This window comes from Salegentibacter salinarum, from assembly GCF_900168115.1.
GTDB lineage: Bacteria > Bacteroidota > Bacteroidia > Flavobacteriales > Flavobacteriaceae > Salegentibacter > Salegentibacter salinarum.
In genome coordinates this window covers 1-24,040 of sequence record NZ_FUZC01000012.1, presented here as the reverse complement: position 1 = coordinate 24,040, position 24,040 = coordinate 1, and the positions used below count along the sequence as shown (strand labels likewise).

The window sequence follows — 24,040 nt, the reverse complement described above, 5'->3', positions numbered from 1 at the left end:
GGATGAATCAGAAGATTACATCATATTTTAACGAAAAAACCCAGGCCGCTCCTTTAGCAGTCTTTCGGGTTTTTTTCGGTTTTATGATGCTGGCCAGTATTATTCGATTCTGGTTAAATGGATGGATTGAAAAATTATACATCCTCCCTGAATTTTCATTTTCCTATTACGGTTTTGAATGGGTAAAACCCCTGGGTAATTTTACCTACATCATTTTTTTAATCTGTGGACTTTCAGCATTCTTCGTTGGGATTGGTTATAAGTATCGGCTGGCCATTATCACCTTTTTTATCAGCTTTACTTATATAGAGCTGATGGATAAAACCACCTATTTAAACCATTATTATTTTATTAGTATCCTCAGTTTTTTGCTCATTTTTCTTCCTGCAAATGCCTATTTCTCTTTAGATGCAAAGAAAAATACAGGTATTGCTTTTCAAAAAATTCCCCGCTGGTGTATAGACAGTATTAAACTACTGCTTGGGATAGTTTATTTCTATGCCGGTTTGGCCAAAATAAATTTCGATTGGCTTTTAAAGGCTATGCCTCTTAAAATATGGCTTCCGTCTAAATACGATCTTCCTTTTTTAGGTGATTTGCTGCAACAGGAATGGGTGCATTACGCATTCAGCTGGAGTGGGATGTTATATGATCTTTTAATTCCATTCTTATTGTTGTACCGCCCAACCCGGCTTTTTGCATTTGTAATGGTTGTGATATTTCACGTATTAACCCGGGTTTTATTTCCTATTGGAATGTTCCCGTATATTATGATTGTAAGTGCCATTATCTTTTTTGATCCTGGAATTCATCATAAAATCCTGGAAAAGATTTCCCGCCTGTTCGGAATTGTAAAAGCGCGTTTTGATAATGGCAGGGCGTTAAATTATCTTTCGAACAAAAGGAAATTTCTTTTAAGTTTTTTGAGCCTTTTCTTTATCGTTCAGCTATTGCTCCCCTGGAGATATTTACTTTATCCCGGTGAACTTTTCTGGACCGAAGAAGGTTTTAGGTTTTCCTGGCGGGTAATGTTGATGGAAAAAGCCGGTTATGCACAATTCAAAGTAGTGGATGGAGAAACCGGAAAACGTTTTTATGTAGATAATTCAGATTTTTTAACGCCGTTTCAGGAAAAACAAATGTCCACACAACCAGATTTTATTTTGCAATACGCGCATTATCTGGCAGATCATTTTAAAAAAGATGGTCACGAAAATATCGAAATTTACGTGGAAAGTTATGTAGCACTTAACGGAAGACAAAGTGCGCCTTATATAGATCCTAACGTCAATTTGCTAGAGGAGAAAGACTCCTTTAAGCACAAAACTTTTACATTACCATTCCATGACCAAATCAAGGGCCTTTAGTTTCTTTTGTTTAATTTTCCTGACTTTTACCGGGTCTTATGCCCAGTCTATAAAAGGGAAGGTGATTTCTTCTGAAGATAATTCCGGCGTTCCCTATGCTGAAATTTATAATAAAACAACCGGAAATCTTACGCTTGCCGATGAGAATGGAGATTTTGCTATTGAAGCACTGCCGCCGGCAACTTATGAATTTGTGGTTTATAGCTTTGAATTTCAAATTGAAGAAAGAGAAATTGAAGTTACCGAAAATACCGAAGTAATATTTGAACTTGAGCCCTTAGCTGAAAGTCTTTCTGAAGTGGTTATTACCCAACGCCGTGAGCAATTATTTGCTTTACGTCGGCTTAAAGAAGTAGAAGGTACCGCCATCTATGCCGGTAAAAAAAGTGAAGTGGTGTTAATGGATAAAGTAACCGGGAATTTAGCCGCAAATAATGCCAGGCAAATTTATAACCATGTGGTAGGACTAAATATTTATGATAATGGAGATGCCGGTTTACAGTTAAATATAGGAGGAAGAGGGCTGGATCCAAACCGCACGCAAAATTTTAATACTCGCCAAAATGGATATGATATTTCGGCAGATGTTCTTGGCTATCCGGAAAGTTATTATACCCCGCCACCCGCAGCTTTGAGCGAGATACAAGTGGTACGTGGAGCTGCTTCGCTTCAGTATGGAACCCAGTTTGGCGGCCTTATTAATTTCAGGTTTAAAAAGCCAAATCCGGTTAAAAAATTCGAATTTATCAATCGGCAGTCGGTAGGATCTTACGATCTTTTTACCAGTTTTAATAGTGCGAGTGGAACTGTAGGTAAATTTAGTTATTACACTTATTATAATTATAAATCGGGAAATGGATTTAGACCAAATTCCCAATATGAATCTCATAATGCTTTTGCGCATCTGGCTTGGAAATTTAGTGAGAAAACCCAGTTGAGTTTTGAATATACCTGGCTGGATTACCTTGCCCAGCAGCCCGGCGGTTTAACCGATGCTCAGTTTTATGAAAACCCTAATTACAGCAATCGTTCGCGAAACTGGTTTGATGTAAACTGGAATCTATTTGCGTTAAAGTTTCAGCATGAGATTTCTGATAGAACAGATTTCAGTCTTAATCTTTTTGGTCTTGATGCCTCCCGGCAGGCACTGGGATATCGTCAAAACAGGGTTTCACAACCAGATGACCCCGAAGAGCCAAGAGAACTATTATTTGATGCATTTAATAACTGGGGCGCCGAAGCTCGTTTGCTTACTCGCTATAATTTTCTGGGAGAAGAATCGGTATTTCTTATAGGAAGTAAATATTATGATGCTGATAATACCCAAAGACAAGGGCCCGGAAGCGCTGCAGCTAATCCTGATTTTAGTTTTGCCTCCTCATCATATCCAAATTACCCACGGCAGTCCGAATTCCAGTTTCCGAATAAAAACCTGGCGATTTTCGGGGAAAACATTTTTCATCTTACCGAGCGTTTTTCAATTACACCGGGTTTTAGATTTGAATACATACATACACAAAGCGAAGGCAGCTTTAAAAACATTTTCACCGATCTGGCTGGGAATGTTCTACAAAATGAGACAATCGCAGATAACAGGGGTTTTGAAAGAGGTTTTGTATTGTTGGGTGCGGGAGCAGCTTATAAATTCACTCCGCAAACTGAGCTATATGGTAACTTCTCTCAAAACTACCGTTCGGTGACTTTTAATGATATACGGGTGGTGAATCCTGTTTTCCAGGTTGATCCCAATATTACCGATGAAGAAGGTTTTACTGCCGATTTAGGCTTACGAGGCAGATACAAAGATTTCTCTTATGATACCGGTATTTTTGGACTTAGATATAATAACAGGATAGGAGAGGTTCTTAGAGCAGAAGAAAGGGAAAATGCCTCGGGAGAAATGGTGGAGACCGGTCGTTTGGTTAGATTTAGAGGAAATATTGGAGATGCTTTTATTTATGGAGTGGAAGCTTTTGGAGAATGGAATTTAAAAAATATATTATTTGGGGAGAATCAAGATTATCTGTCCAGCATTTTTCTAAATGCTGCTTTTACCGATTCTGAATATACTTCTTCTGCACAGACCAATGTAGAAGGAAATCAGGTAGAATTCATTCCTGCAGTAAACCTAAAGGCGGGGATGAGTTTTGGATATAAAAACCTATTGGGCAGCTTACAGTATACTTATCTATCTGAACAGTATACCGATGCTACCAATGCAGCACAAGATCGCCGGGACTCGCAAAGAGGGATTGAAGGTGAAATTCCGGCTTACGGCATCATGGACCTTTCTTTTTCCTATTCCTACAAGCGATTTAAACTTGAAACCGGTATAAATAACCTATTAAATAACAGCTATTTTACAAGAAGAGCTACCGGATATCCCGGGCCGGGAATCATACCCGCGCAACCATTAACCTGGTATACTACACTTCAGTTTAAATTATAGAATTTGATTAACAAACAGTGCATAAAAAATTATCTACATTTTATTTAAACCTATTCTAAATAATTATATTTGTTCCAATTTAAAAGTGATTAAAATGAAAAAATTAATAGTTGCCATTTTCAGTATTATTTTGCTAATGTCTTGTAAAGATTCTGATAAGAAAGATGAGGCAGAAATTAAAACTTCAGAAGAAGTAAATGTTTATACCCACAGGCATTACGAATCTGATCAGGAATTGTTTAAAATGTTTGAAGAGGAAACCGGAATTACCGTAAACGTGATTAACGCTAGCGCCGATGAACTTATTCAAAAAATGAGAATGGAAGGGGAACAGTCTCCTGCAGATGTTTTAATAACGGTTGATGCCGGGAGATTAGAAAGAGCTAAAAGCAGTGATCTTTTGCAAGCCGTATCTTCAGATATTCTTGAAGAAACAATTCCCTCTCACCTTAAGGATGCCGATAATCATTGGTTCGGACTTACAAAAAGAGCCCGGGTTATTACTTATGCAAAGGATAGGGTAGACGAAAGTGAATTATCTACTTACGAAGATCTGGCTTCAGATAAATGGAACGATAAATTATTGATTCGTTCTTCGGGAAATATCTATAACCAATCGTTAATGGCTTCTATTATGGTTCATAACGGGGAAGAAGAAGCTAAAAAATGGGCAGAAGCAGTCGTAGAAAATATGGCACGGGCACCCAAAGGAAACGATCGTGACCAGGTAAAAGCCGTGGTTGCGGGGGAAGGTGATCTTGCCGTGGTGAACACTTATTACATCGGAAAAATGCTAAATTCTGAAGATCCTGAAGAAGTAAAGGCGGGAGAAAATATTGAACTTTTCTTTCCCAATCAGGATGGTCGTGGTACCCATATAAATGTTAGTGGTGCCGGCGTTGCAAAACACGCTCCTAATAAAGAAAACGCGATCAAGTTTATTGAATTTTTAATTTCTGAAGAAGCTCAGAAAATATTCGCGCATTCCAATTATGAATATCCGGTGAACGAAGATGTAGCTCCTGCAAATTTACTCCAGGAATGGGGAGAATTTAAAGAAGACACACTTAATCTATCTACACTGGGAGAGAATAATAAAAAAGCAGTAATGCTATTTGATGAAGCAGGCTGGAAGTAGTGATATATTTTCGATAAAATCAAGGTTACGGCGACTTAAAAGAGATACAAATCGATGGTCAATATTTACATTGGCCATCGTTCTTTTTATTGCCCTACCGGTTATCGCCATTGCCGTAAAATTACTGGCAGGACCCGGGGAGACCTGGGGGCATCTGGTAGATAACCTTTTGGTAGATTATATTGGAAATTCCTTTTTTCTCATTTTTTTCTGTAGCTTATTAGTACTTATTATGGGAGTCGGCACCGCCTGGTTGGTGGCCCGGTTTGAATTCCCATTTAGAAAGCAGCTGGAATGGTTGCTTATTCTTCCATTGACTATTCCTTCTTACATCGTGGCTTATGCTTACGCTGGAGTTTTCGATTATGGCGGAAGCCTGGAACTTATTTTAAGAGGATTAAACCTCGAATTTATTCGGATAGATATTATGAATAAATTCGGATTGGCTTTTGTACTTAGTATTTCACTTTTTCCTTATGTATATGTAAGTTCCCGTGCATTCTTTTTAAATCAGGCAGGAAATCTTCTCGAAGCTTCTACAATGCTTGGAGTAGGAGAATTTAAATCTTTTTTCCGGTTGATGTTACCCCTGGCAAGGCCGGCAATTATCGCCGGACTCATCCTGGTCTTAATGGAAGTTTTAAACGATTATGGCGCTGCTCAATATTTTGGGGTGAATACCTTTACCACCGGAATTTTCAGGGCTTGGTTTTCTCTGGAAGAACCGGAAACCGCGGTCTATCTTTCGGCATTACTTATTTTTATTGTTTTTGCCCTTATTTTATTCGAAAAATGGCAGCGTAAAAACATCCGGTTTACCGGAAACAAAGCCTCCGGCCGTACCCACAGAAAGTTAGGAACCAAACCCATGCAATGGTTAAAGTTTCTCTTGGTTTTAATCCCTGTCATCTTGGGCTTTTTTATCCCCGTGGGACAACTGATCTATTGGGCGTTTTTAACCGCTGAAAAAGTGTTTGATCTCGATTTTATTATGCTCTCCCTGCAAAGTTTTGGAATTGCTTTAGTCACTTCTTTAGTAACTGTTCTTTTTGCAACTTTACTTATATATTTTGCGAAATGGAGTAGTATAAACGGAATTAAAAGTATCTCAAGGTTAGGGATATTAGGTTATGCCATTCCCGGGGCGGTGGTGGCTATTGGGATTATGATTCCAACCCTGGCTTTTGATAAGTGGTTTATCAACACCATGGATTCGGTTTTTGGTGTAGAAACGGGCTTTTTATTTAATGGGACGCTAGTCGCACTGGTTTATGCATATAGTGTTAGATTTTTAGCGGTAGCTTATAATCCTATAGAATCCACGGCTTTAAAAGTAAGTAATAGTATTCCTGATTCTTCTAAAATGCTGGGAGTAGGGAATTTTAAAACCTTTTTTAAAATTGAATTTCCTTTGATAAAAACCGGAATTTTAAGCGCGGTGATCCTTGTATTTATAGATGTTTTAAAAGAATTACCATTAACCTTAATTTTAAAACCATTTCATATTAACACTCTCGCCGTGAAAGCTTTTGAGTATGCGAGTGACGAAATGGTAATGGAAGCTGCAATTCCTTCTTTATTTATTATCTTCACGGCTACCATTCCCGTGATATTTTTAAACAAATTATTGATAAAAGAATAAAATGCTAAGCGTAAATTCTATTTCTAAAAGCTTCGATAAAGGCAAAACTTTTGCCTTAGATGAGGTTTCCTTTAATTTAGAGGAAGGAGATGTTTGCGCCATTGTGGGTGAAAGCGGAAGTGGAAAAACCACCCTGGTCAGGCTAATCGCCGGCCTGGAACGCCCCGATCACGGTAGCATTATTCTCAATAACAAAGAACTTTCTTCTGTAAAAAAACTTGTTCCGCCAGAAAAACGAAAAATAGGTTTGGTTTTCCAGGAATATGCTTTATTTCCGCATTTTAATCTGCTTAAAAATGTTACCTACGGAATTTCTAAACTTAAAAATAAAAAAGAACGTGCATTGGAAATGCTAGAGCTGGTCGGACTTAGTGGACTCGAAAAACGCTATCCCCATCAACTTTCTGGCGGGCAGCAGCAGCGAGTGGCATTGGCCCGGGCTTTGGCCCCAAATCCTTCTTTGCTGATTTTAGATGAACCTTTTAGTAACCTGGATGCAATGCTTAGAATGCAGCTACGTAGCCAGGTGTTTGAAGTTATTAAGAAAACCGGCGTAACTGCAATTTTTGTAACCCACGATACCCAGGATGCACTTTCTGTAGCCGATGAAATTCTTATTCTTCAGCATGGAAAAGTGATTCAAAAAGACCAGGCTTCAAATTTATATATCAAGCCAAATTCGGTTTATGTGGCTTCGCTCTTCGGAAATACCATTCAGCTGAATAAAGAATTACAAACCGCATTTGATTGTCCCTTAAATCCAAAATGTAGCCACGCCATTCGCAACGAAAACCTTAGTATTAACGAGGAATGCGAATATGTAACCCACGCACGGGTATTAAAGAAAACCTTTATGGGAAATGGCACCCATTTGCTGCTGAAACTGGATAACGGGCATCAAATTTCAGTAGTAACTAAAGACACCAATGTGGCCGATAAGATAAAAATTGGTTTTAACTCTACTGATGTACTGGAATTTGCCGGTTAAACCTTCCGAAGTAATTTTCTGATAACTAATAGCTTTTAAGCCTGTTTTTGCTATAAAAAGCTTATATTTGCACGCAATTAAATCTTTAATTGCTATGATCGCACACGATTCCAAAATCTTAGGAGAGGGCCTTACTTACGACGATGTATTGCTTGTTCCCGCTTACTCTGAAGTACTACCTCGAGAAGTAAGTATTCGTACAAAATTCACAAAAAATATTTCTATAAACGTGCCCATAATTTCGGCCGCGATGGATACGGTTACCGAATCCAGAATGGCTATTGCTATGGCCCGTGAAGGAGGAATTGGTGTTTTGCATAAGAATATGACTGCCGAGCAGCAGGCACTTAAAGTTCGTAAAGTAAAACGTGCCGAAAGCGGAATGATTATAGATCCAGTTACTTTACCTATTACAGCATCTGTCAGTGATGCAAAAGCAAATATGCGCGAACATAGTATTGGAGGAATCCCAATTGTAGATGATGATGGCAAATTGCTGGGAATTGTTACAAACAGGGACCTTAGATTTGAGAAAAATAATAGCAGGCCGATTGCTGAGGTGATGACTTCAGAGAACCTGGTAACAGTTGCCGAAGGTACTTCCCTTGACCAGGCAGAAGATATTTTACAGGAAAATAAAATTGAGAAACTTCCTGTGGTTAATAAGGATAACAAACTTGTTGGGCTTATTACTTTTAGGGATATCACAAAACTTACCCAAAAGCCTAATGCAAATAAAGATAGCTTCGGAAGACTTCGTGTAGCCGCAGCCATTGGCGTAACTGCTGACGCGGTAGATCGTGCTGAGGCTTTAGTAAACGCAGGTGTAGATGCGATTATTATTGATACCGCCCACGGGCATACCAGAGGCGTAGTTTCTGTTTTGAAAGATGTAAAAGCAAAATTTCCTGATCTGGAAGTTGTAGTAGGGAATATTGCTACTGCTGAAGCTGCTAAATATTTAGCTGAAGCAGGAGCAGATGCAGTGAAAGTAGGAATTGGTCCCGGATCTATTTGTACCACACGAGTTGTGGCGGGAGTTGGTTTTCCTCAATTTTCCGCAGTTCTTGAAGTTGCAGCAGCACTAAAAGGAACCGGCGTTCCAGTAATTGCCGATGGCGGAATTAGATATACCGGTGACATTCCAAAAGCTTTAGCTGCAGGAGCCGACTGTGTCATGCTTGGCTCATTATTGGCCGGAACAAAAGAATCTCCGGGAGAAACCATTATTTATGAAGGAAGAAAATTCAAATCTTATCGCGGAATGGGATCGGTAGAAGCTATGCAAAAAGGCTCTAAAGACCGTTATTTCCAGGATGTGGAAGATGATATCAAGAAACTGGTACCGGAAGGTATTGTTGGTCGGGTTCCTTATAAAGGAGAGTTGGAAGAAAGTATTCATCAATTTGTTGGTGGCCTAAAAGCAGGAATGGGCTATTGCGGCGCTAAAGATATTCCCACGCTAAAGGAAAATGCAAAGTTTGTGAAAATTACCGCTTCAGGAATTCACGAGAGCCATCCGCACGATGTAACTATTACTAACGAATCTCCTAATTACAGTAGGTAAATTTTTTTACCCTATAAATTAAAAGACCTCACAGATTTTGAAATTTGTGAGGTTTTTTTTAATACGTCATCCCGAATTTAAGACGTGGATAATTTAATTATGTTAGAATCCCGAAGGTTCAGGATAGCTTGAATAAATAAAACTTTTCAAACTTAAACTTCGATAGATATTAAAGTTTATTCTTCCTCCTCTACTTCAGAAGGAGCAGGAATTTCAATTCCCATTTTATTCATTACTTTTTCCGTAATATCATATTCTTCAGCAGAAAAAGCAAGACTGTTTCCACCTGCGTGAAGAATTTGTGTAAAACCTTCTTCCTGGATTACGGCGCGCATTGCGACATCAATCTTTTCATAAAGCGGATCGGTAAGTTCGTTTCTGCGCATTTGCATCATTACCTGCGCTCTTTGCCTAAATTGCTTAATCTGGTTTTCCAGTTCAATAATTTCAGATTCACTCTGTTGGCGGGCTTCATCGGCCAGGGTTTCGGTATTTGCCTGGTAGCTTTTTACCAGGGTGTCATATTTTTTTACACTCCCCTGGAAATCCTGTTGCAATTGCTGATCGTAGGCTTGTAAGCCTTCATTTACCTCTTCCATTTCGGGCATTTGTGAAAGGATGTAATCGGTATCTATGGTTCCTACTTTTGTTTGTGCGCTAACAAAAACGCTAAAACATAAAAAAGCAATTAATAAACTGCTGCGTGTCATAATAATATTGTTTTAGGCAAATATAATAGCAGCTTTTAATTATTCATACAAAATCTCTTAAAAGTATTGTGCCGAGATAATACTTTTGGCTGATCTTCAAATTAACACATTAATTCAATTTAAAATTATAATTTTAAGAGGCTTAGAATCGTTTAGCCATAAGCTTGTAGAACCTACAGGAATTCTTATTTTTGCCTACGCGCAAATAACAGGCTGTTAGTCTTTTGAAAATGGTATGTAAATTGCTATCTCAACTTAATGAATTTGAAGGTATCATCGTTTTTTATAATTTCTTTAATAGCCGCTGTTTTGCTCGCTGGTTGTACATTTTTTGAAAAAGAAGAAGAGCGTAAGGTGATAGTAAGGGTCAATGATTCTTACTTGTATGAAGAAGATATAAACGCTTTAATTAACGAGAATACGTCTATAGAAGATAGCAGTCTTATTGTATCTAATTATATTACACGTTGGGCAACACAGCAATTGCTTATAGACCGGGCTCAATTAAACCTTCCTGAAAGTCAGCAAAGAGAGTTTAGAGATCTTATAGAAAACTATAAAAATGAACTTTATACAAGTGCCTATAAAGATGCGGTAGTGGGCCGGCAGTTAGACAGTAGTTTAACGAAGGAAGAAAAAAAAATCTATTTTGAAGAAAACATAGGAAATTTTAAGCTTACTGAAGATTTATTGAAATTGAGGTATGTAAGCCTGGAAGAAAATAACACCAATATAGATGAAATAAAATCTTATCTCACACGATTTAATGAAGAGGACAAAGAAGAACTTGATAAATTATCGCTTCAGTTTAAAAATTACTCTTTAAACGATTCGGTTTGGGTGAAGATAAAGACGGTTTACGATAAAATCCCTGCGTTATCATCTAATAATAGGGATAATCTATTAAACAAATCTAATTTTTTTCAGGTAGAAGATTCATTAGGTGTATATTTGATCTATGTAAATGACGTATTAGAACATGGTCAGGACGCTCCATTTGAGTACGCAGAGCCTACCATAGAAAAGATTTTGCTTAATAAGCGAAAAAGAAATTTAATAAAAGAACTGGAAAAAGATATTACAAAAGATGCAATTAAAAATGAACAATTTGAAATCTATAATTAAAAATATCGGCTTTCTTTTGGCCGTTTTACTGGGCTTTACCGGGTATTCACAAGATGTGATTGTAACCGATAGTACCTCAATTCAACCAGAGGATGAGATCGCGCAAAATACCGTTACCGAAACCAATAACTCAGAGCGCCGCAAAGTAGACGGAATTGCTGCCGTAATTGGTGATTACATTATTCTGGACAGCGATGTAGATATGATGTACAAGGATATGCAAAGCCAGGGAATGTCTACTGCAGATGTGACCGATTGCCAGCTGGCAGGTTCTCTTATGGAAAACAAACTCTATGCTCACCACGCCATTCAGGATAGTATTATTGTGATGGATGCTGAGGTGAATAGTTATATCGATCAGCAAATTTCTGAAATGGTGCGCCAAGTAGGTTCTATGGAGAAAGTCCTGGAATTTTATAATAAAGAAGATGAAGCTGAATTTAGAAGTGAATTATTCGAGCTTAATAAAGAGCGTCAACTTGCCAACAGGATGCAGCAAAAAATTGTTGAAACTGTAGAAATTACTCCGGAAGAAGTAAGAGCCTATTACGAAAGTCTTCCCGAAGATGAATTGCCGGTTTTTGGAGAGGAAGTAGAGCTTTCTCAAATTGTAGTAGAGCCTGAAATTCCTGAAAGTGAAAAGCAAAAAGTAATAGATCGTTTAAAAGATTTCAGGGCGGATGTTTTAGATAATGATGCTAGTTTTGCAACCAAAGCGGTTTTGTATTCTCAAGATCCAGGAAGTGCCAGGGATGGTGGTAGAATTTCTCTTTCAAGAAAAGATAATTTTGTAAAGGAATTTAAAGATGTAGCCTTTAGCCTTCAGGGCGGGGAAGTGAGCGAACCTTTTGAAACGGAATTTGGCTATCATATTATACAGGTAGATAGAATTAGAGGGCAAAAGGTAGATTTAAGACATATTCTACTTATCCCCGATGTTACCAATGCTTCTGTTGAAGAAGCTAAAGCGAAAGTAGATAGCATTAGAAAAAGAATAGACGAAGGAGTTCTGGATTTTGCTGAAGCTGCCCGTGAATTTTCTGATGAAGAAGAAACAAGATCAGATGGTGGGAAACTGATTAACCCAAGAACCGGTGATACCCGTTTTGAACTTTCTAAGATAGACCCAAAATTGTATGATGAAGTTGGAGATCTACAGGAAGGTGAACTTTCTTTAAGAATGCGTGATCAGGATAGAACCGGGCGTCCGTTTTTTAAATTGATAAAAGTGAATAAAAGAATTGCTGAGCACGAAGCCAATTACGCTACAGATTTTACAAAGATCAAAGAGCTTGCATTACGCGACAAACAGTTAGAAGCTATAGAAGAGTGGCAGAAAGAGAAAATAGGCGACACTTATATTAAAGTAAACGGAAAGTTTAAAGACTGTGAGTATAGCAGTAACTGGTTAAAAAATTAGATTTTATAAATGTCAGACGTTGCTCTAGTAGAAAAACTGGTAGTTAAACACCGGGATCTAAAGAAAGAAATTGCCAAAATAATAGTCGGGCAGGATGTGGTTATAGACCAGATCCTGCTTTCGGTTTTTTCAGGAGGGCATTCGTTGCTGGTTGGGGTTCCAGGTTTGGCCAAAACCTTAATGGTCAATACCATTTCCCAGGCTTTAGGCCTCGATTTTAAAAGAATACAATTTACTCCAGATCTAATGCCCAGCGATATTTTGGGTGCAGAAATCCTGGACGAAAATAGGACCTTTAAATTTATAAAAGGCCCGGTTTTTTCAAATATCGTCCTTGCCGACGAAATTAATAGAACTCCGCCTAAAACCCAGGCCGCTTTATTAGAAGCTATGCAGGAAAGATCGGTTACTGTAGCAGGGCACAATTATAAACTGGCTAATCCTTATTTTGTACTGGCTACCCAAAACCCCATTGAGCAGGAAGGGACCTATCCTTTGCCCGAAGCTCAGTTAGACCGGTTTATGTTTTCCATTTTACTGGAATATCCAAGTTTTCAGGAAGAAGTAGATGTGGTGAAAAGCACAACTTCAGATAAAACTCAAAAGATAAATGCTTTATTTTCTGCGGCAGAAATCGTGGAAATTCAGCAATTAATTAGAAGAATTCCTGTTGCTGATAATGTGGTGGAATACGCCGTTAGGCTGGTGGGAAAAACCAGGCCGGCTTCTGCTGAAGCACCAGAATTTGTGAAGAATTACCTCGATTGGGGTGCAGGACCTAGAGCTTCGCAAAACTTAATTCTTGCCGCTAAATCTCACGCAGCGGTTAACGGAAAATTCTCTCCAGATATTGAAGATGTAAAGGCGGTAGCCATTGGAATACTACGCCACAGAATTATTAAAAACTACAAAGCTGAAGCCGAAGGGATTTCAGAAGAAAAAATTATCAGGGACCTCTATTAATGGTTAAAACTTAGACCGGGTTTTATTAAGTGTGCTTTTCTATATTTTTATGGGGGAGAGATTTTTTTTTTCCAATATTTTAGACGTACGTGAAAAAACAAGTACTTTGGTAAACTGGACAGCGGTAGCAATTCTGTTTATATTTTGGTTAATTATTCTTGTAGATATATGATCGAACAAAAACTCAAGGATAAAACCTTTTGATTCTTTCTATGTTCTTCATTCCCTTTTTTGCCCCTGTTATTTATTCCGAAGAAAAAAATTAATTCATCTTCAAAATAATATGTTTAGAAATTTAATAAGCTCTAAAACGTGGTTTCTTATCAAGAATGGGTTTAAATTTTAGATTCTTCAAGGATCGTAATTAAATTTTTGATAATTCAGTTATCTTAATTTACGGAATTCATAATATTCAACCCTAATATTATCCTTAGTTGAATTTAAGTCATCATAAATTGTGAAATATAAAATTATTTTCATTAAATTTTGATAATCACTTCTTATTTTCAAAATCCACTCGAAATCCTTAAATTTGCTAGACTTTTTTAGAACTAAATATATAATAATATGGCATACGATATTGATATGATCAAGAAGGTGTACAGCCAAATGGCCGAACGTGTGAATACTGCACGCGAGGTGGTTGGAAAACCTTTAACCCTTTCAGAAAAAATCCTTTATTCGCATTTATGGGATGGTTCGGCCAAAGAGGCTTACCAAAGAGGAAAAGACTATGTAGAATTTGCGCCTGACAGGATTGCCTGCCAGGATGCAACTGCCCAAATGGCTTTGCTTCAATTTATGCAAGCCGGGAAAAAACAAGTTGCAGTTCCAACTACAGTGCATTGTGATCACCTTATCCAGGCCAAAATGGGAGCGGCAATAGATTTACAAGCTGCCAATAAATCAAGTAGTGAAGTTTTTGATTTCCTTGAATCTGTTTCTAATAAATACGGAATTGGTTTTTGGAGACCGGGTGCAGGTATTATTCACCAGGTAGTATTAGAAAACTATGCATTTCCCGGAGGAATGATGATTGGTACCGATTCTCACACAGTAAATGCCGGCGGACTTGGAATGGTTGCGATTGGTGTTGGTGGTGCTGATGCGGTAGACGTTATGGCCGGAATGCCATGGGAGCTTAAATTTCCAAAACTTATTGGCGTTAAATTAACCGGAAGCCTTTCCGGATGGACCGCTGCAAAAGATGTAATTTTAAAAGTTGCCGGAATTCTTACCGTAAAAGGTGGAACCGGAGCAATTATAGAATATTTTGGCGAAGGAGCCCGCTCTATGTCAGCTACCGGTAAAGGAACTATTTGTAATATGGGAGCTGAAGTTGGTGCAACCACTTCAACTTTTGGATACGATGAGTCTATGGACCGTTACCTGCGTGCTACAGCTCGTACTGAAGTTGCAGACGCAGCCAATGAGATTAAAGAACACTTAACAGGAGATGATGAGGTTTATGCAAATCCTGAACAATATTTTGACGAAGTAATTGAAATTAATCTTTCTGAATTAAAGCCTCACCTTAATGGACCGTTTACTCCAGATTTAGCAACTCCTATTTCTGAAATGGGTGTTAAAGCAAAAGAAAACGACTGGCCAATTAATGTAGACTGGGGATTAATAGGATCCTGTACCAACTCTTCTTACGAAGATTTAACCCGTGCCGCATCTATCGCAAAACAGGCTGTAGATAAGAAAGTAAAAGCAAAATCTGATTTTGGTATTAACCCGGGATCTGAACAAATTAGGTTTACTGCAGAACGTGACGGTTTGCTAAAGATTTTTGAAGATCTTGATGCTACAATTTTCACTAATGCTTGCGGACCTTGTATTGGGCAGTGGGATCGAAGTGATAGAAAAGGTGATGAGAAAAACACTATTGTACATTCTTTTAACCGAAACTTCTCAAAAAGAGCTGATGGTAACCCAAATACCCACGCCTTTGTTGGTTCTCCTGAAATGGTTGCTGCAATTGCAATTTCAGGTCGATTGGATTTTGATCCAACTCGGGATAAGCTTATCAATGAAGATGGGGAAGAAGTGATGTTAGACGAACCAACAGGAATCGAATTACCTTCTGATGGTTTTGCTGTGGAAGAAGATGGGTATGTACCACCAAATGAAGATGGAAGTTCTGTAGTTGTAAAAGTAGCTGAAGACAGTGAAAGACTACAGTTATTAACTCCGTTTGAGCCCTGGGATGGTAAAAACCTTATGGGGGCTAAATTGCTAATTAAAGCTTTTGGAAAATGTACTACAGACCATATTTCTATGGCAGGACCGTGGTTGCGTTACAGAGGTCACTTAGATAATATTTCTAATAACTGTCTTATTGGAGCGATTAACGCTTATAATAAAAAGACAAACTTTGTAAAAAATCAGCTTAACGGTGAGTACGATGGTGTGCCTGCTGTACAACGTGCCTATAAGAAAGAAGGCGTTCCAACCGTAGTGGTGGGAGATCATAACTATGGGGAAGGTTCTTCAAGAGAGCACGCGGCTATGGAGCCTCGTCACCTTGGAGTGAAAGTGGTATTGGTAAAATCTTTTGCCCGTATTCACGAAACCAACCTTAAAAAACAAGGTATGTTAGGATTGACTTTTGATAATGAGGCCGATTACGACCTTATCCAGGAAGACGATACCTTTAACTTTATAGATCTTGAAGATTTTGCTCCAGACAAGCAAATCACCGTAGAGATTGTACATGCTGATGGTAGTAAAGATACTATTAAAACAAACCATACTTATAACCAACCTCAAATTGAATGGTATAAGCATGGTTCTGCTTTAAACTTGATTAAGAAGCAAAACGCCGCTTAATTAAGATTGGCTTATAAATTTTAAGAGGCTGATTATTTTTTTTGCAAACGTCACCCTGAACTTTTTCAGGGTCTAACTTCAAAGAATCTAAGATTCTGAAATAAGTTCAGAATGACGGAGCGAAGGTAATTAATCAGCCTCTTTTTTATGGCTTAAATTCAGATGTTAAGTACCTTTGTTATTTACGTCTAAGTATTAAAATTCGGCAATGAAGAAGCTTTTCAAGAATCAATGGACTAACATTATTTTTATTGTAATTATCCTGGTGATGATTATCCCACAAACCCGGAAGCCCATTCAAATTGTTGTCAATAAGATTTTTGCATTTAGCCCTTCGGTTACAGATGAAGCAGACAGGAAAGAACTGGAAACTTATAACTGGACACTGGAAACAAAAGATGGAAAAAGAGTTGATTTTGCTGAATCTAAGGGAAAAGTGATAATCGTAAATTACTGGGCTACCTGGTGCCCACCCTGTATTGCTGAAATGCCGAGTTTCCAGGAACTTTATACCGATTATAAAGACGATGTAGAATTCTATTTTATCTCTGGCGAAGATCACGAAACTACCAACAACTTCCTGAAGCGTAAAGGTTACAACTTCTCCAGTTACAGGATGCTCTCTGAAGACCCAAAACCTTTGGATGGTTATACGTTGCCTTCTACTTATGTAATTGATAAAAACGGAACCATTGTAGTTGATAAAAAAGGCGCTGCCGACTGGAATAGCCAGAATTTTAGAAACTTATTAAGTCAGCTTTTAACCGATTAACTTAAAAGGTTTTCCTAAAAAATGATTTTACAAAATCAAAGCTGTAAAGCGTAAACATAATCTTTAAATCTTCTGAAACTGAAGTTTCTTCATCCAGGTATTTAAAAAAATCCTGCGGGGAATTTTTAGTGTAGAATTTGGTAAAAATCTCTTCTCCTTTTTGATTATTCTGGGCAAGTACATCCAGGAAAATAGCATCATATTTTCTGAATTTCTCATTGATTAAGTTTTCTCCAGGTAATTTTCCGCTTTTAATATTTTTAATAATTCGGTTTATGCGTTTTTCTGTGTTTTTAAACGAATAACCGGTAGAAGGTTTAACCCAGCCACCACCGGTGCCAATTTTGGTAATTTGCTTTGTATTTGCCTTATTAAATGGGAAATCGGTCATTGGGATTACGCCGGTTTCAGTGCTTTTAACCGTGAATTCTTTTGTTTTTAAAACTTTTTCAAAATATTTCTGAAGCATTTCATCATAGACTTTATCTTCAGTTAAAAAGGGAGAGAAAAAAGTATATTCAACTAAAGCTTTTTTCTCGGTAAAGGGCAGAATATAAGTGAAAGCAGTAGCTTCGGGATACTTAATCCGGTAATCCATCATCGTAAAAGAATCGGGGGTAAAAATGGGTTTTTCGGTTTCTACTTCCCAGCCTTTAAAATGTTGAAAAATAGTAGTGTGTTTTTTACTCTCGAGGTAAGAAGGATCTATCCGGCTATCAAAAAAATGGGTAGCACCGTAAGATTTTTTTCGACCTTTGGCCTTCATAGTCACCGGATCAATTTTCTGAATTTCATCGGTAATAAATTCTATGTCGCCAGATTCTTCTATTTCTTCCTGCAATTTTTGATGATAATCTGCTGCTTTTATCATCTTATACGAATAAGGAGAGAGTTGTAAATCTATATTTTCTTCAGAAGTTATAAATTTTCCTTTATTCCAGGATTGGGTAAGTAGATGATCCCATTTGCCGGCTCCTTTTTCCCAAAAACACCAGGTTTTAACCGGCAGAGAAAAATCAGAATCTATTATGGCAATCTTTTTTCCTTTAAAAAAAACATCCCGGCTAAGTTGCCGGGCTAATTGAAGGCCTGCAAGTCCTCCACCAATAATAACATAGAAATATACGGGACCTAGCATAGAATTACTAACGCAGCATTATCATTTTATTTTTTAAAGTATTTGAAAGGTACGAATAACATTCCAAAACATTCGCCATCATCTTTACCAAGATGTTTGTGGTGCATCTTATGTGCCCTTCTAATTCCTTTCGCATAGCTATTATTAGCGTTTCTAAAAACCTTAAAACGCTGGTGGATAAAAATATCGTGAACCGTAAAATAAGTGATTCCGTAAGCTAAAATTCCTAACCCAATGGGTAAACCAATCCAAACATCTTCGTAACGCCAAAGCAGGAAAAAACCAATACTAACCAGCGCATAAAAAATAAAGAAAAGGTCGTTGCGTTCCCACCAGTGGCTGTGGTTTTTGTGGTGGTGGTCTTTGTGCAGTTTCCAGAGTAAGCCATGCATAATATATTTATGGGTAAACCAGGCCATTCCTTCCATTCCTGCAAAGGTGCCCAGAAAAACCAGAATCCATAATAAAATATCCATATTAAATAAGTTTTAGTCTATAAGAAATATACGATTTGGCCAAAAGTCCTGCTTTTTGATAATCTGGAACTCTTACTCTGCTGTTCCTAATTTCTAAAGAAGGTACTTTTTTAAGCTTATGTAGTAATTTTCTATAATAAATATATGCGGTATAAACGCCAAATTTAGCCTCTACCGGTAAGTGTGAAATCCCGCTTAAGCCGTGTTTAAAATCTTCTTCAATTTCAGCTATAATCTTTTGTTTACTGGCTTCATCTAACTGTTCAAGATTGGTGCCGGGAAAATAACTTCTGCTAAGATCTTCAAAATCGGCTTTAAGGTCTCTTAAAAAATTCACCTTCTGAAAAGCCGAACCTAAACTCATTGCCGATTGCTTCAGGGATTCATATTTTTTTGTGTCTCCCTTTACAAAAACCTTTAAACACATAAGGCCTACAACATCTGCACTTCCGTAGATATATTCTTTGTATTCGGCAACACTAAGATAGTCAGATTTATGCAAATCTAAGCGCATACTCTTCATAAAAGCACGATAAAGTGATTCATCTATTTTATATCTGTGAACGGTCTCCTGAAAGGCATTTAAAATAGGATTTAAACTAATTTTATCTTCAATTGCTTTATAAAGATCTACCTCAAAATCATTAAATAATTTTTCCTTGTCATAGTCGTGAAATGTGTCTACAATTTCATCGGCAAAGCGCACGAAGCCGTAGATATTATAAATATCCTGACGAATAGAGGGCGCGAGCATCCTGGTTGCCGTAGAGAACGAGGTGCTATATTGGTGAGTAACAGTTTTACTACAAGCCCGTGAAACATTGTCAAAAATGGCTTTCATAATTTAATTTTCTTTTTGAATTAATCCCGCAGCGAGCTTTCCTGATATTAGGGAAGGAGGTACCCCGGGACCGGGAACACTTAGCTGCCCGGTAAAAAATAATTTGTGCACTTTTTTGCTCTTTAATTTAGGTCTTAAAAATGCAGTTTGCAAGAGTGTATTTGCCAGTCCATAGGCATTACCCTTATAAGAGTTATAATCTTCTTTAAAATCTTTTACGCAAAACGATTCTTTAAAAAGAAGATGATCGGTCACATTTTGGTTGGTTAGACTTTCAAAACGGGTTATGATTTTCTGAAAATAATTTTCTCTGATTTCAGGAGTATCTTCTACATCTGGTGCCAGCGGAATTAAAAATATACCAGCTTCTTTTCCTTCTGGCGCTGCAGCATCATCTGTTACTGAAGGAAAACTCGCATAAAACAAAGGATTTTCTGGCCACTCGGCATCGTCGTAAATTGCTTTGGCGTGTTTTTCAAAATCGGTGTCAAAAAATAAAGTGTGGTGGGTTACGTTTTCCAATTTTTTGTTGAAACCTGCAAAAAACAATAGGGCAGAAGGAGCAAAGGTTTTCTTTTGCCAGTAAGATTCTTTGTATTGTCTTTTATATTCGGGCAGTAAAGTTTCGGTATGGTGATAATCGGCACCGCTAAGAATATAATCGGCTTCTATTCTTTCGCCGTTTACCTGCATTCCTGTTGCGGTATTATTTTCAACAAAAATTTCAGAAACCGGCGCGTTGGTAGTTATTTTAACGCCCAGTGAATTCGCCAGGGTTTCCATAGCTTCAATCACCTTATACATTCCGCCTTTAGGATGCCAGGTTCCCAGGCCAAAATCGGCATAATTCATAAAACTGTAAAAAGCGGGAGTATTACTGGCTTTAGCACCAAGAAATAATACAGGAAATTCAAGAATTTGAATTAGTTTCTGGTTGGTAAATTCTTTCCTGACTTCTTTTGAAATCGTACTAAAAAACTGGCCTATTTTCCCTGCGGTGGTTGGCGTTATTAATTCTAAAGGAGAAACACCCGGGCGATAAACCAAATCTTTGATCGCGATATCGTAATTGTTTTTGGCTTCTTCAATAAATTGCTTCAGCTTTTTTGAACTTCCGGGTTCTTCGGTTTCGAAAGCTGCGCAAATTTTCTCCAGACTGTCCTCTATGGTAATGCTGTCATTTTTTCCGAAGAAAACTTTATAAGCGGGACTCAGTTTTTTCAGCTCATAATAATCTGAAGGCTGCTTACCAAAATCGGCGAAAAAGCGTTCAAAAACATCGGGCATCCAGTACCAGGTTGGGCCAATGTCAAAGCAGAATCCGTCTTTTTTTAATTGACGTGCGCGCCCGCCAATATTTGCATTTTTTTCAAATATTTCAACATTATAGCCATCTCTTGCAAGGTAGCAGGCGGCAGCGAGGGAAGCAAATCCGGAACCAATTACAGCAACTTTCTTCTTCATATTTAAAGGTTATCTATAAATTGGTTTAGGTTAGTGTGGGTCTTCACGAAGGCGGGAAGTTCTTTATGCTGAATTTCTCTTACTTTATGTCCAAAAAGCAACAGCTCGTAAGTTTTCTTTTCGCAAACTTCCTCGTTAAATTGATTTATAAAATCTTCAACATCTCCGGGGGCGGTGGTAAAATAACTTACAAAACTCAGGTTATCATGACGCTCTAACAGATAGCCAAGATCGGTTAAAGGTAAACTGGGCCCCAGATAAATTGCCTGGTTCCCGTGATAAAGAAGTTCATAATACAGGTAAATTATCCCAATATCGTGAATTTCATTTTCGGGAAGAAAGAGTACATATAACTTATCGGAAGTAGGTTTGATCTCCTTCTTTATTTCGGCAAGATTAAAATATAATTTTTGTTTAATGAGATCTACAATATAATGCTCGTGAATTGGCTTAATGGTATCAGTTTGCCACAGCATCCCAATTTGTTCCAGTAGCGGAAGGAAAACCTGGTGAAAGATCTGCCTGAAGTTTTTATCCTTTCGCAGTGTCTCGTAGGTAGTATTAAAAAGCTCTTCATCAAAATTCATCATAGAAAGTTTAAATGAATTTTGAGCGCGGTTTTCTTTACTGGTGCTTGCAGAAATACTTCGTACCATTTTAGCAATTTCTTCATCACTCAGCTTGGAAATCCTGGAGATCTTATAACCGTGTTCATTTAAGAAAGCGACGTTTAAGATCTTTTGAAGATTAGAACTATCGTATGTCCTTATATTTGTAGAAGTACGATCAGGATTTAAAATATTATATCTTTTTTCCCAAATTCTTATGGTGTGAGCCTTGATTCCGCTTAAATTTTCAAGGTCTTTTATACTGAAATTTTGCTTAATTAGTTCCATATTGTGTTTAAGATAGTCAAATCTAACTAAAATTGAACATTAAACACTTTATGGAAGTGTTAAAATGTTTAATGGTTTAGTTAAAAAGTTAAACACTAAAATTTATGACGAAGATTTCCTCAAAACTTGTTCTTATAACCGGTGGTGCATCTGGTATAGGAAAAATAATGGGCCGGGAAGTATTAAAGCAGGGGGGTAAACTGGTTATTTGGGATGTTGATAAGCTCAATTTACAAAAAACGCTTAATGAATTTGAGGAATTAGGCGAGGTTTATGGATATACCATAGATATTACCAATTCCGTTTGGGTAAAGGAAATGGCCAGGCAGGTAGAGGAAGAAATTGGCGGAATTGATATTTTAATCAATAACGCCGGAATTGTTTATGGGGGTTATTTTCACGAGAATTCTTCAGAAAAAATAGAAAAGACAATGAAGGTCAATGCAATTGCTCCAATGCAACTTGCCCTGACTTTTCTGCCCGGCATGTTAAAAAAGAAAAAAGGTCATATTTGTAATATAACCTCTTCTGCTGGTTTGGTTTCTAATCCAAAAATGGCGGTTTACGCCGGCAGCAAATGGGCCGCCACCGGTTGGTCTGATAGTTTGCGGCTGGAAATGAATCAGCTTAAAACCGGTGTTGGCGTTACGACGGTTACTCCTTATTATATAAATACCGGAATGTTTCACGGGGTGAAATCTAATATTCCTATTCTCGACCAATATAAGGTGGCTAAAAAGATAATTAAGGCTATAGAAAGCAATAAGAGCTATTTAAGCATGCCGTGGAGTATGCGTTTTGTAAGATTTTCACAGGGACTTTTTCCAATTTGGTTTTACGATTGGTTTGTAGGAAGGGTAATTGGAGTTTATAAAACGATGGACGAATTTAAAGGCAGGCCGAAAAAAATAAAATTATGATAGAAACTTCAGCAAGTACAATTTCTGAAATATATAAAGGACAAAAAGCTTTTTTTGCCTCTCAGAAAACCAAAAGTATAGCATTTAGGCTTCAACAATTAAAAACGCTGAAAAAAGCTATTCTGCAGTATGAAGATAAAGTGAATGAAGCTTTATGGCAAGACCTGCATAAATCTAAAGAAGAAGCCTTTCTTACTGAAACCAGTTTGCTCATAGAGGAACTTAATTATCATATTAAAAACCTTAAAAACTGGGCAAAGCCTAAGAAAGTAGGCACACCGTTACAAATTAAGCCTTCGCTTTCAAGGATCTATTTTGAGCCGCTTGGCATTGGTTTGATAATCGCGCCGTGGAATTATCCGTTTCAGCTTACTATAAATCCGTTAATTGGCGCAATTTCTGCCGGGTGTTGTGCGGTTCTAAAACCCTCGCCAGATACTCCAAATGTTGCCAGAGTAATAGAAGAAATGATTTCAGAATATTTTCCTTCTGAATATATCGCGGTAGTGCAGGGAGGGAAAGAAGCCAACCAGGAGTTGTTTAAATTTCCGTTTGATGTTATGTTTTTTACCGGAAGCCCGGGTGTTGGTAAAATCGTAATGAAAGCCGCTGCCGAACATTTAAGTCGAGTTGTCTTAGAACTGGGAGGTAAAAGTCCCTGTATTGTAGATAAAAAAGCAAATCTGAAAATCGCCGGAAAAAAAATTGCCTGGGGTAAAATTATAAATGCGGGACAAACCTGTATCGCACCAGATTATTTACTGGTTCATAAAGAGGTGAAAAATGATTTATTAGCTGAAATTTTAAAAGCTTTTGAAGAAATGCTGGGAGAGGATATTGCGAATAGCAATCATTATGGTCGAATTGTAAATCCAACCGCTATGAATCGTTTAATGAAATATTTAGATGGCGATATTTATTACGGCGGAAAAGTAGACTTAGAAGAAAAATATATTGCTCCTACAATTTTGAATAACGTACAGCCTGAAGATGAAATAATGCAGGAAGAAATTTTCGGGCCCATTTTACCGGTGATGGAATTTAACGAAATAGATGACGCCTTATCTTATATCAATAGGAATGAAAAACCGCTGGCGCTATATTATTTCGGAAAAAATAATGGTGCAGAAAAAGTCTTACGAGAAACAAGTTCCGGTGGTGCCTGTATTAATGATACGCTTTTACATGTAGCCAATCATAAACTGCCATTTGGCGGTGTAGGAAACAGCGGAATGGGAAAATATCACGGTATAGAAAGTTTTTTGGCTTTTACGCACGAAAGGGGAGTGGTGACGGATCATTCTCAAAAGTTGTGTGTGAATTGAAATA

General features: G+C 37.7%; 19 protein-coding genes. 13 read left to right on the top strand and 6 right to left on the bottom strand.

Annotation, left to right across the window (positions count from 1 at the left end; all coding sequences use genetic code 11):
- Positions 1-2 precede the first annotated feature (2 nt).
- The 6 genes from B5X53_RS13995 to guaB all read left to right on the top strand — a co-directional run bounded on the left by B5X53_RS13995 (position 3) and on the right by guaB (position 9,151).
- Entirely contained in the window at positions 3-1,367 is a 1,365-nt protein-coding gene (locus B5X53_RS13995; RefSeq protein WP_079713848.1) for an HTTM domain-containing protein, read from the top strand.
- Positions 1,345-3,816 (top strand): TonB-dependent receptor, encoded by a 2,472-nt coding sequence (locus B5X53_RS13990; RefSeq protein ID WP_079713847.1) that lies wholly within the window; start codon positions 1,345-1,347, stop codon positions 3,814-3,816. The genes B5X53_RS13995 and B5X53_RS13990 overlap by 23 nt, the downstream gene beginning before the upstream one ends.
- Positions 3,817-3,910: 94 nt before the next feature.
- Positions 3,911-4,954: a Fe(3+) ABC transporter substrate-binding protein gene (locus B5X53_RS13985; RefSeq protein WP_079713845.1), complete on the top strand. Its 1,044-nt coding sequence runs from the start codon at positions 3,911-3,913 to the stop codon at positions 4,952-4,954.
- Positions 4,955-5,024: 70 nt separating this feature from the next.
- The gene (locus B5X53_RS13980) at positions 5,025-6,596 is read left to right on the top strand and encodes an ABC transporter permease (RefSeq protein ID WP_317042327.1); all 1,572 of its coding nucleotides are present in this window, start codon (positions 5,025-5,027) and stop codon (positions 6,594-6,596) included.
- Between the two features lies 1 nt (position 6,597).
- On the top strand, positions 6,598-7,584 hold the full coding sequence (locus B5X53_RS13975; RefSeq protein ID WP_079713843.1) for an ABC transporter ATP-binding protein: 987 nt from the start codon (positions 6,598-6,600) through the stop codon (positions 7,582-7,584).
- Positions 7,585-7,678: 94 nt separating this feature from the next.
- Positions 7,679-9,151, top strand: a complete 1,473-nt coding sequence (gene guaB / locus B5X53_RS13970) for an IMP dehydrogenase (protein ID WP_079713842.1) — start codon at positions 7,679-7,681, stop codon at positions 9,149-9,151.
- 176 nt (positions 9,152-9,327) lie between these two features.
- On the opposite strand, the gene B5X53_RS13965 is transcribed toward guaB, so the two are convergent.
- Entirely contained in the window at positions 9,328-9,861 is a 534-nt protein-coding gene (locus tag B5X53_RS13965; RefSeq protein ID WP_079713841.1) for an OmpH/Skp family outer membrane protein, read from the bottom strand.
- A gap of 258 nt (positions 9,862-10,119) precedes the next feature.
- Here B5X53_RS13965 and B5X53_RS13960 point away from each other — a divergent pair, with 258 nt between their 5' ends.
- From B5X53_RS13960 to B5X53_RS13940, 5 genes are all read left to right on the top strand, one after another.
- Positions 10,120-10,986 carry a peptidylprolyl isomerase gene (locus tag B5X53_RS13960; RefSeq protein ID WP_079713840.1) on the top strand — a complete coding sequence of 289 codons (867 nt, stop codon included), beginning with the start codon at positions 10,120-10,122 and terminating at the stop codon, positions 10,984-10,986.
- Positions 10,949-12,406 carry a peptidylprolyl isomerase gene (locus tag B5X53_RS13955; RefSeq protein WP_079713839.1) on the top strand — a complete coding sequence of 486 codons (1,458 nt, stop codon included), beginning with the start codon at positions 10,949-10,951 and terminating at the stop codon, positions 12,404-12,406. The genes B5X53_RS13960 and B5X53_RS13955 overlap by 38 nt, the downstream gene beginning before the upstream one ends.
- A 9-nt stretch (positions 12,407-12,415) precedes the next feature.
- The gene (locus tag B5X53_RS13950; RefSeq protein ID WP_079713838.1) at positions 12,416-13,369 is read left to right on the top strand and encodes an AAA family ATPase; all 954 of its coding nucleotides are present in this window, start codon (positions 12,416-12,418) and stop codon (positions 13,367-13,369) included.
- Between the two features lie 567 nt (positions 13,370-13,936).
- Entirely contained in the window at positions 13,937-16,204 is a 2,268-nt protein-coding gene (locus tag B5X53_RS13945; protein WP_079713837.1) for an aconitate hydratase, read from the top strand.
- 208 nt (positions 16,205-16,412) lie between these two features.
- Positions 16,413-16,976 carry a TlpA family protein disulfide reductase gene (locus B5X53_RS13940; protein WP_079713836.1) on the top strand — a complete coding sequence of 188 codons (564 nt, stop codon included), beginning with the start codon at positions 16,413-16,415 and terminating at the stop codon, positions 16,974-16,976.
- A gap of 1 nt (position 16,977) precedes the next feature.
- Here B5X53_RS13940 and B5X53_RS13935 read toward each other — a convergent pair whose 3' ends face one another.
- From B5X53_RS13935 to B5X53_RS13915, 5 genes are read right to left on the bottom strand one after another with little or no spacing between them, the layout of a single operon-like run.
- A complete protein-coding gene (locus B5X53_RS13935) occupies positions 16,978-18,114 on the bottom strand; it encodes a lycopene cyclase family protein (protein WP_079713835.1) in 1,137 nt (378 codons plus the stop codon).
- 26 nt (positions 18,115-18,140) lie between these two features.
- On the bottom strand, positions 18,141-18,590 hold the full coding sequence (locus B5X53_RS13930; RefSeq protein ID WP_079713834.1) for a sterol desaturase family protein: 450 nt from the start codon (positions 18,588-18,590) through the stop codon (positions 18,141-18,143).
- A gap of 1 nt (position 18,591) precedes the next feature.
- Entirely contained in the window at positions 18,592-19,431 is an 840-nt protein-coding gene (locus B5X53_RS13925) for a phytoene/squalene synthase family protein (protein ID WP_079713833.1), read from the bottom strand.
- Positions 19,432-19,434: 3 nt separating this feature from the next.
- Positions 19,435-20,895 (bottom strand): phytoene desaturase family protein, encoded by a 1,461-nt coding sequence (locus B5X53_RS13920; RefSeq protein WP_079713832.1) that lies wholly within the window; start codon positions 20,893-20,895, stop codon positions 19,435-19,437.
- Positions 20,896-20,897: 2 nt separating this feature from the next.
- Positions 20,898-21,791, bottom strand: a complete 894-nt coding sequence (locus tag B5X53_RS13915; protein WP_079713831.1) for a MerR family transcriptional regulator — start codon at positions 21,789-21,791, stop codon at positions 20,898-20,900.
- Positions 21,792-21,895: 104 nt separating this feature from the next.
- Here B5X53_RS13915 and B5X53_RS13910 point away from each other — a divergent pair, with 104 nt between their 5' ends.
- Positions 21,896-22,711: an SDR family oxidoreductase gene (locus B5X53_RS13910; RefSeq protein ID WP_079713830.1), complete on the top strand. Its 816-nt coding sequence runs from the start codon at positions 21,896-21,898 to the stop codon at positions 22,709-22,711.
- Positions 22,708-24,036 (top strand): aldehyde dehydrogenase family protein, encoded by a 1,329-nt coding sequence (locus tag B5X53_RS13905; protein WP_234999247.1) that lies wholly within the window; start codon positions 22,708-22,710, stop codon positions 24,034-24,036. Before B5X53_RS13910 ends, B5X53_RS13905 begins: the two co-directional genes overlap by 4 nt.
- The last annotated feature ends 4 nt before the right edge of the window (positions 24,037-24,040 follow it).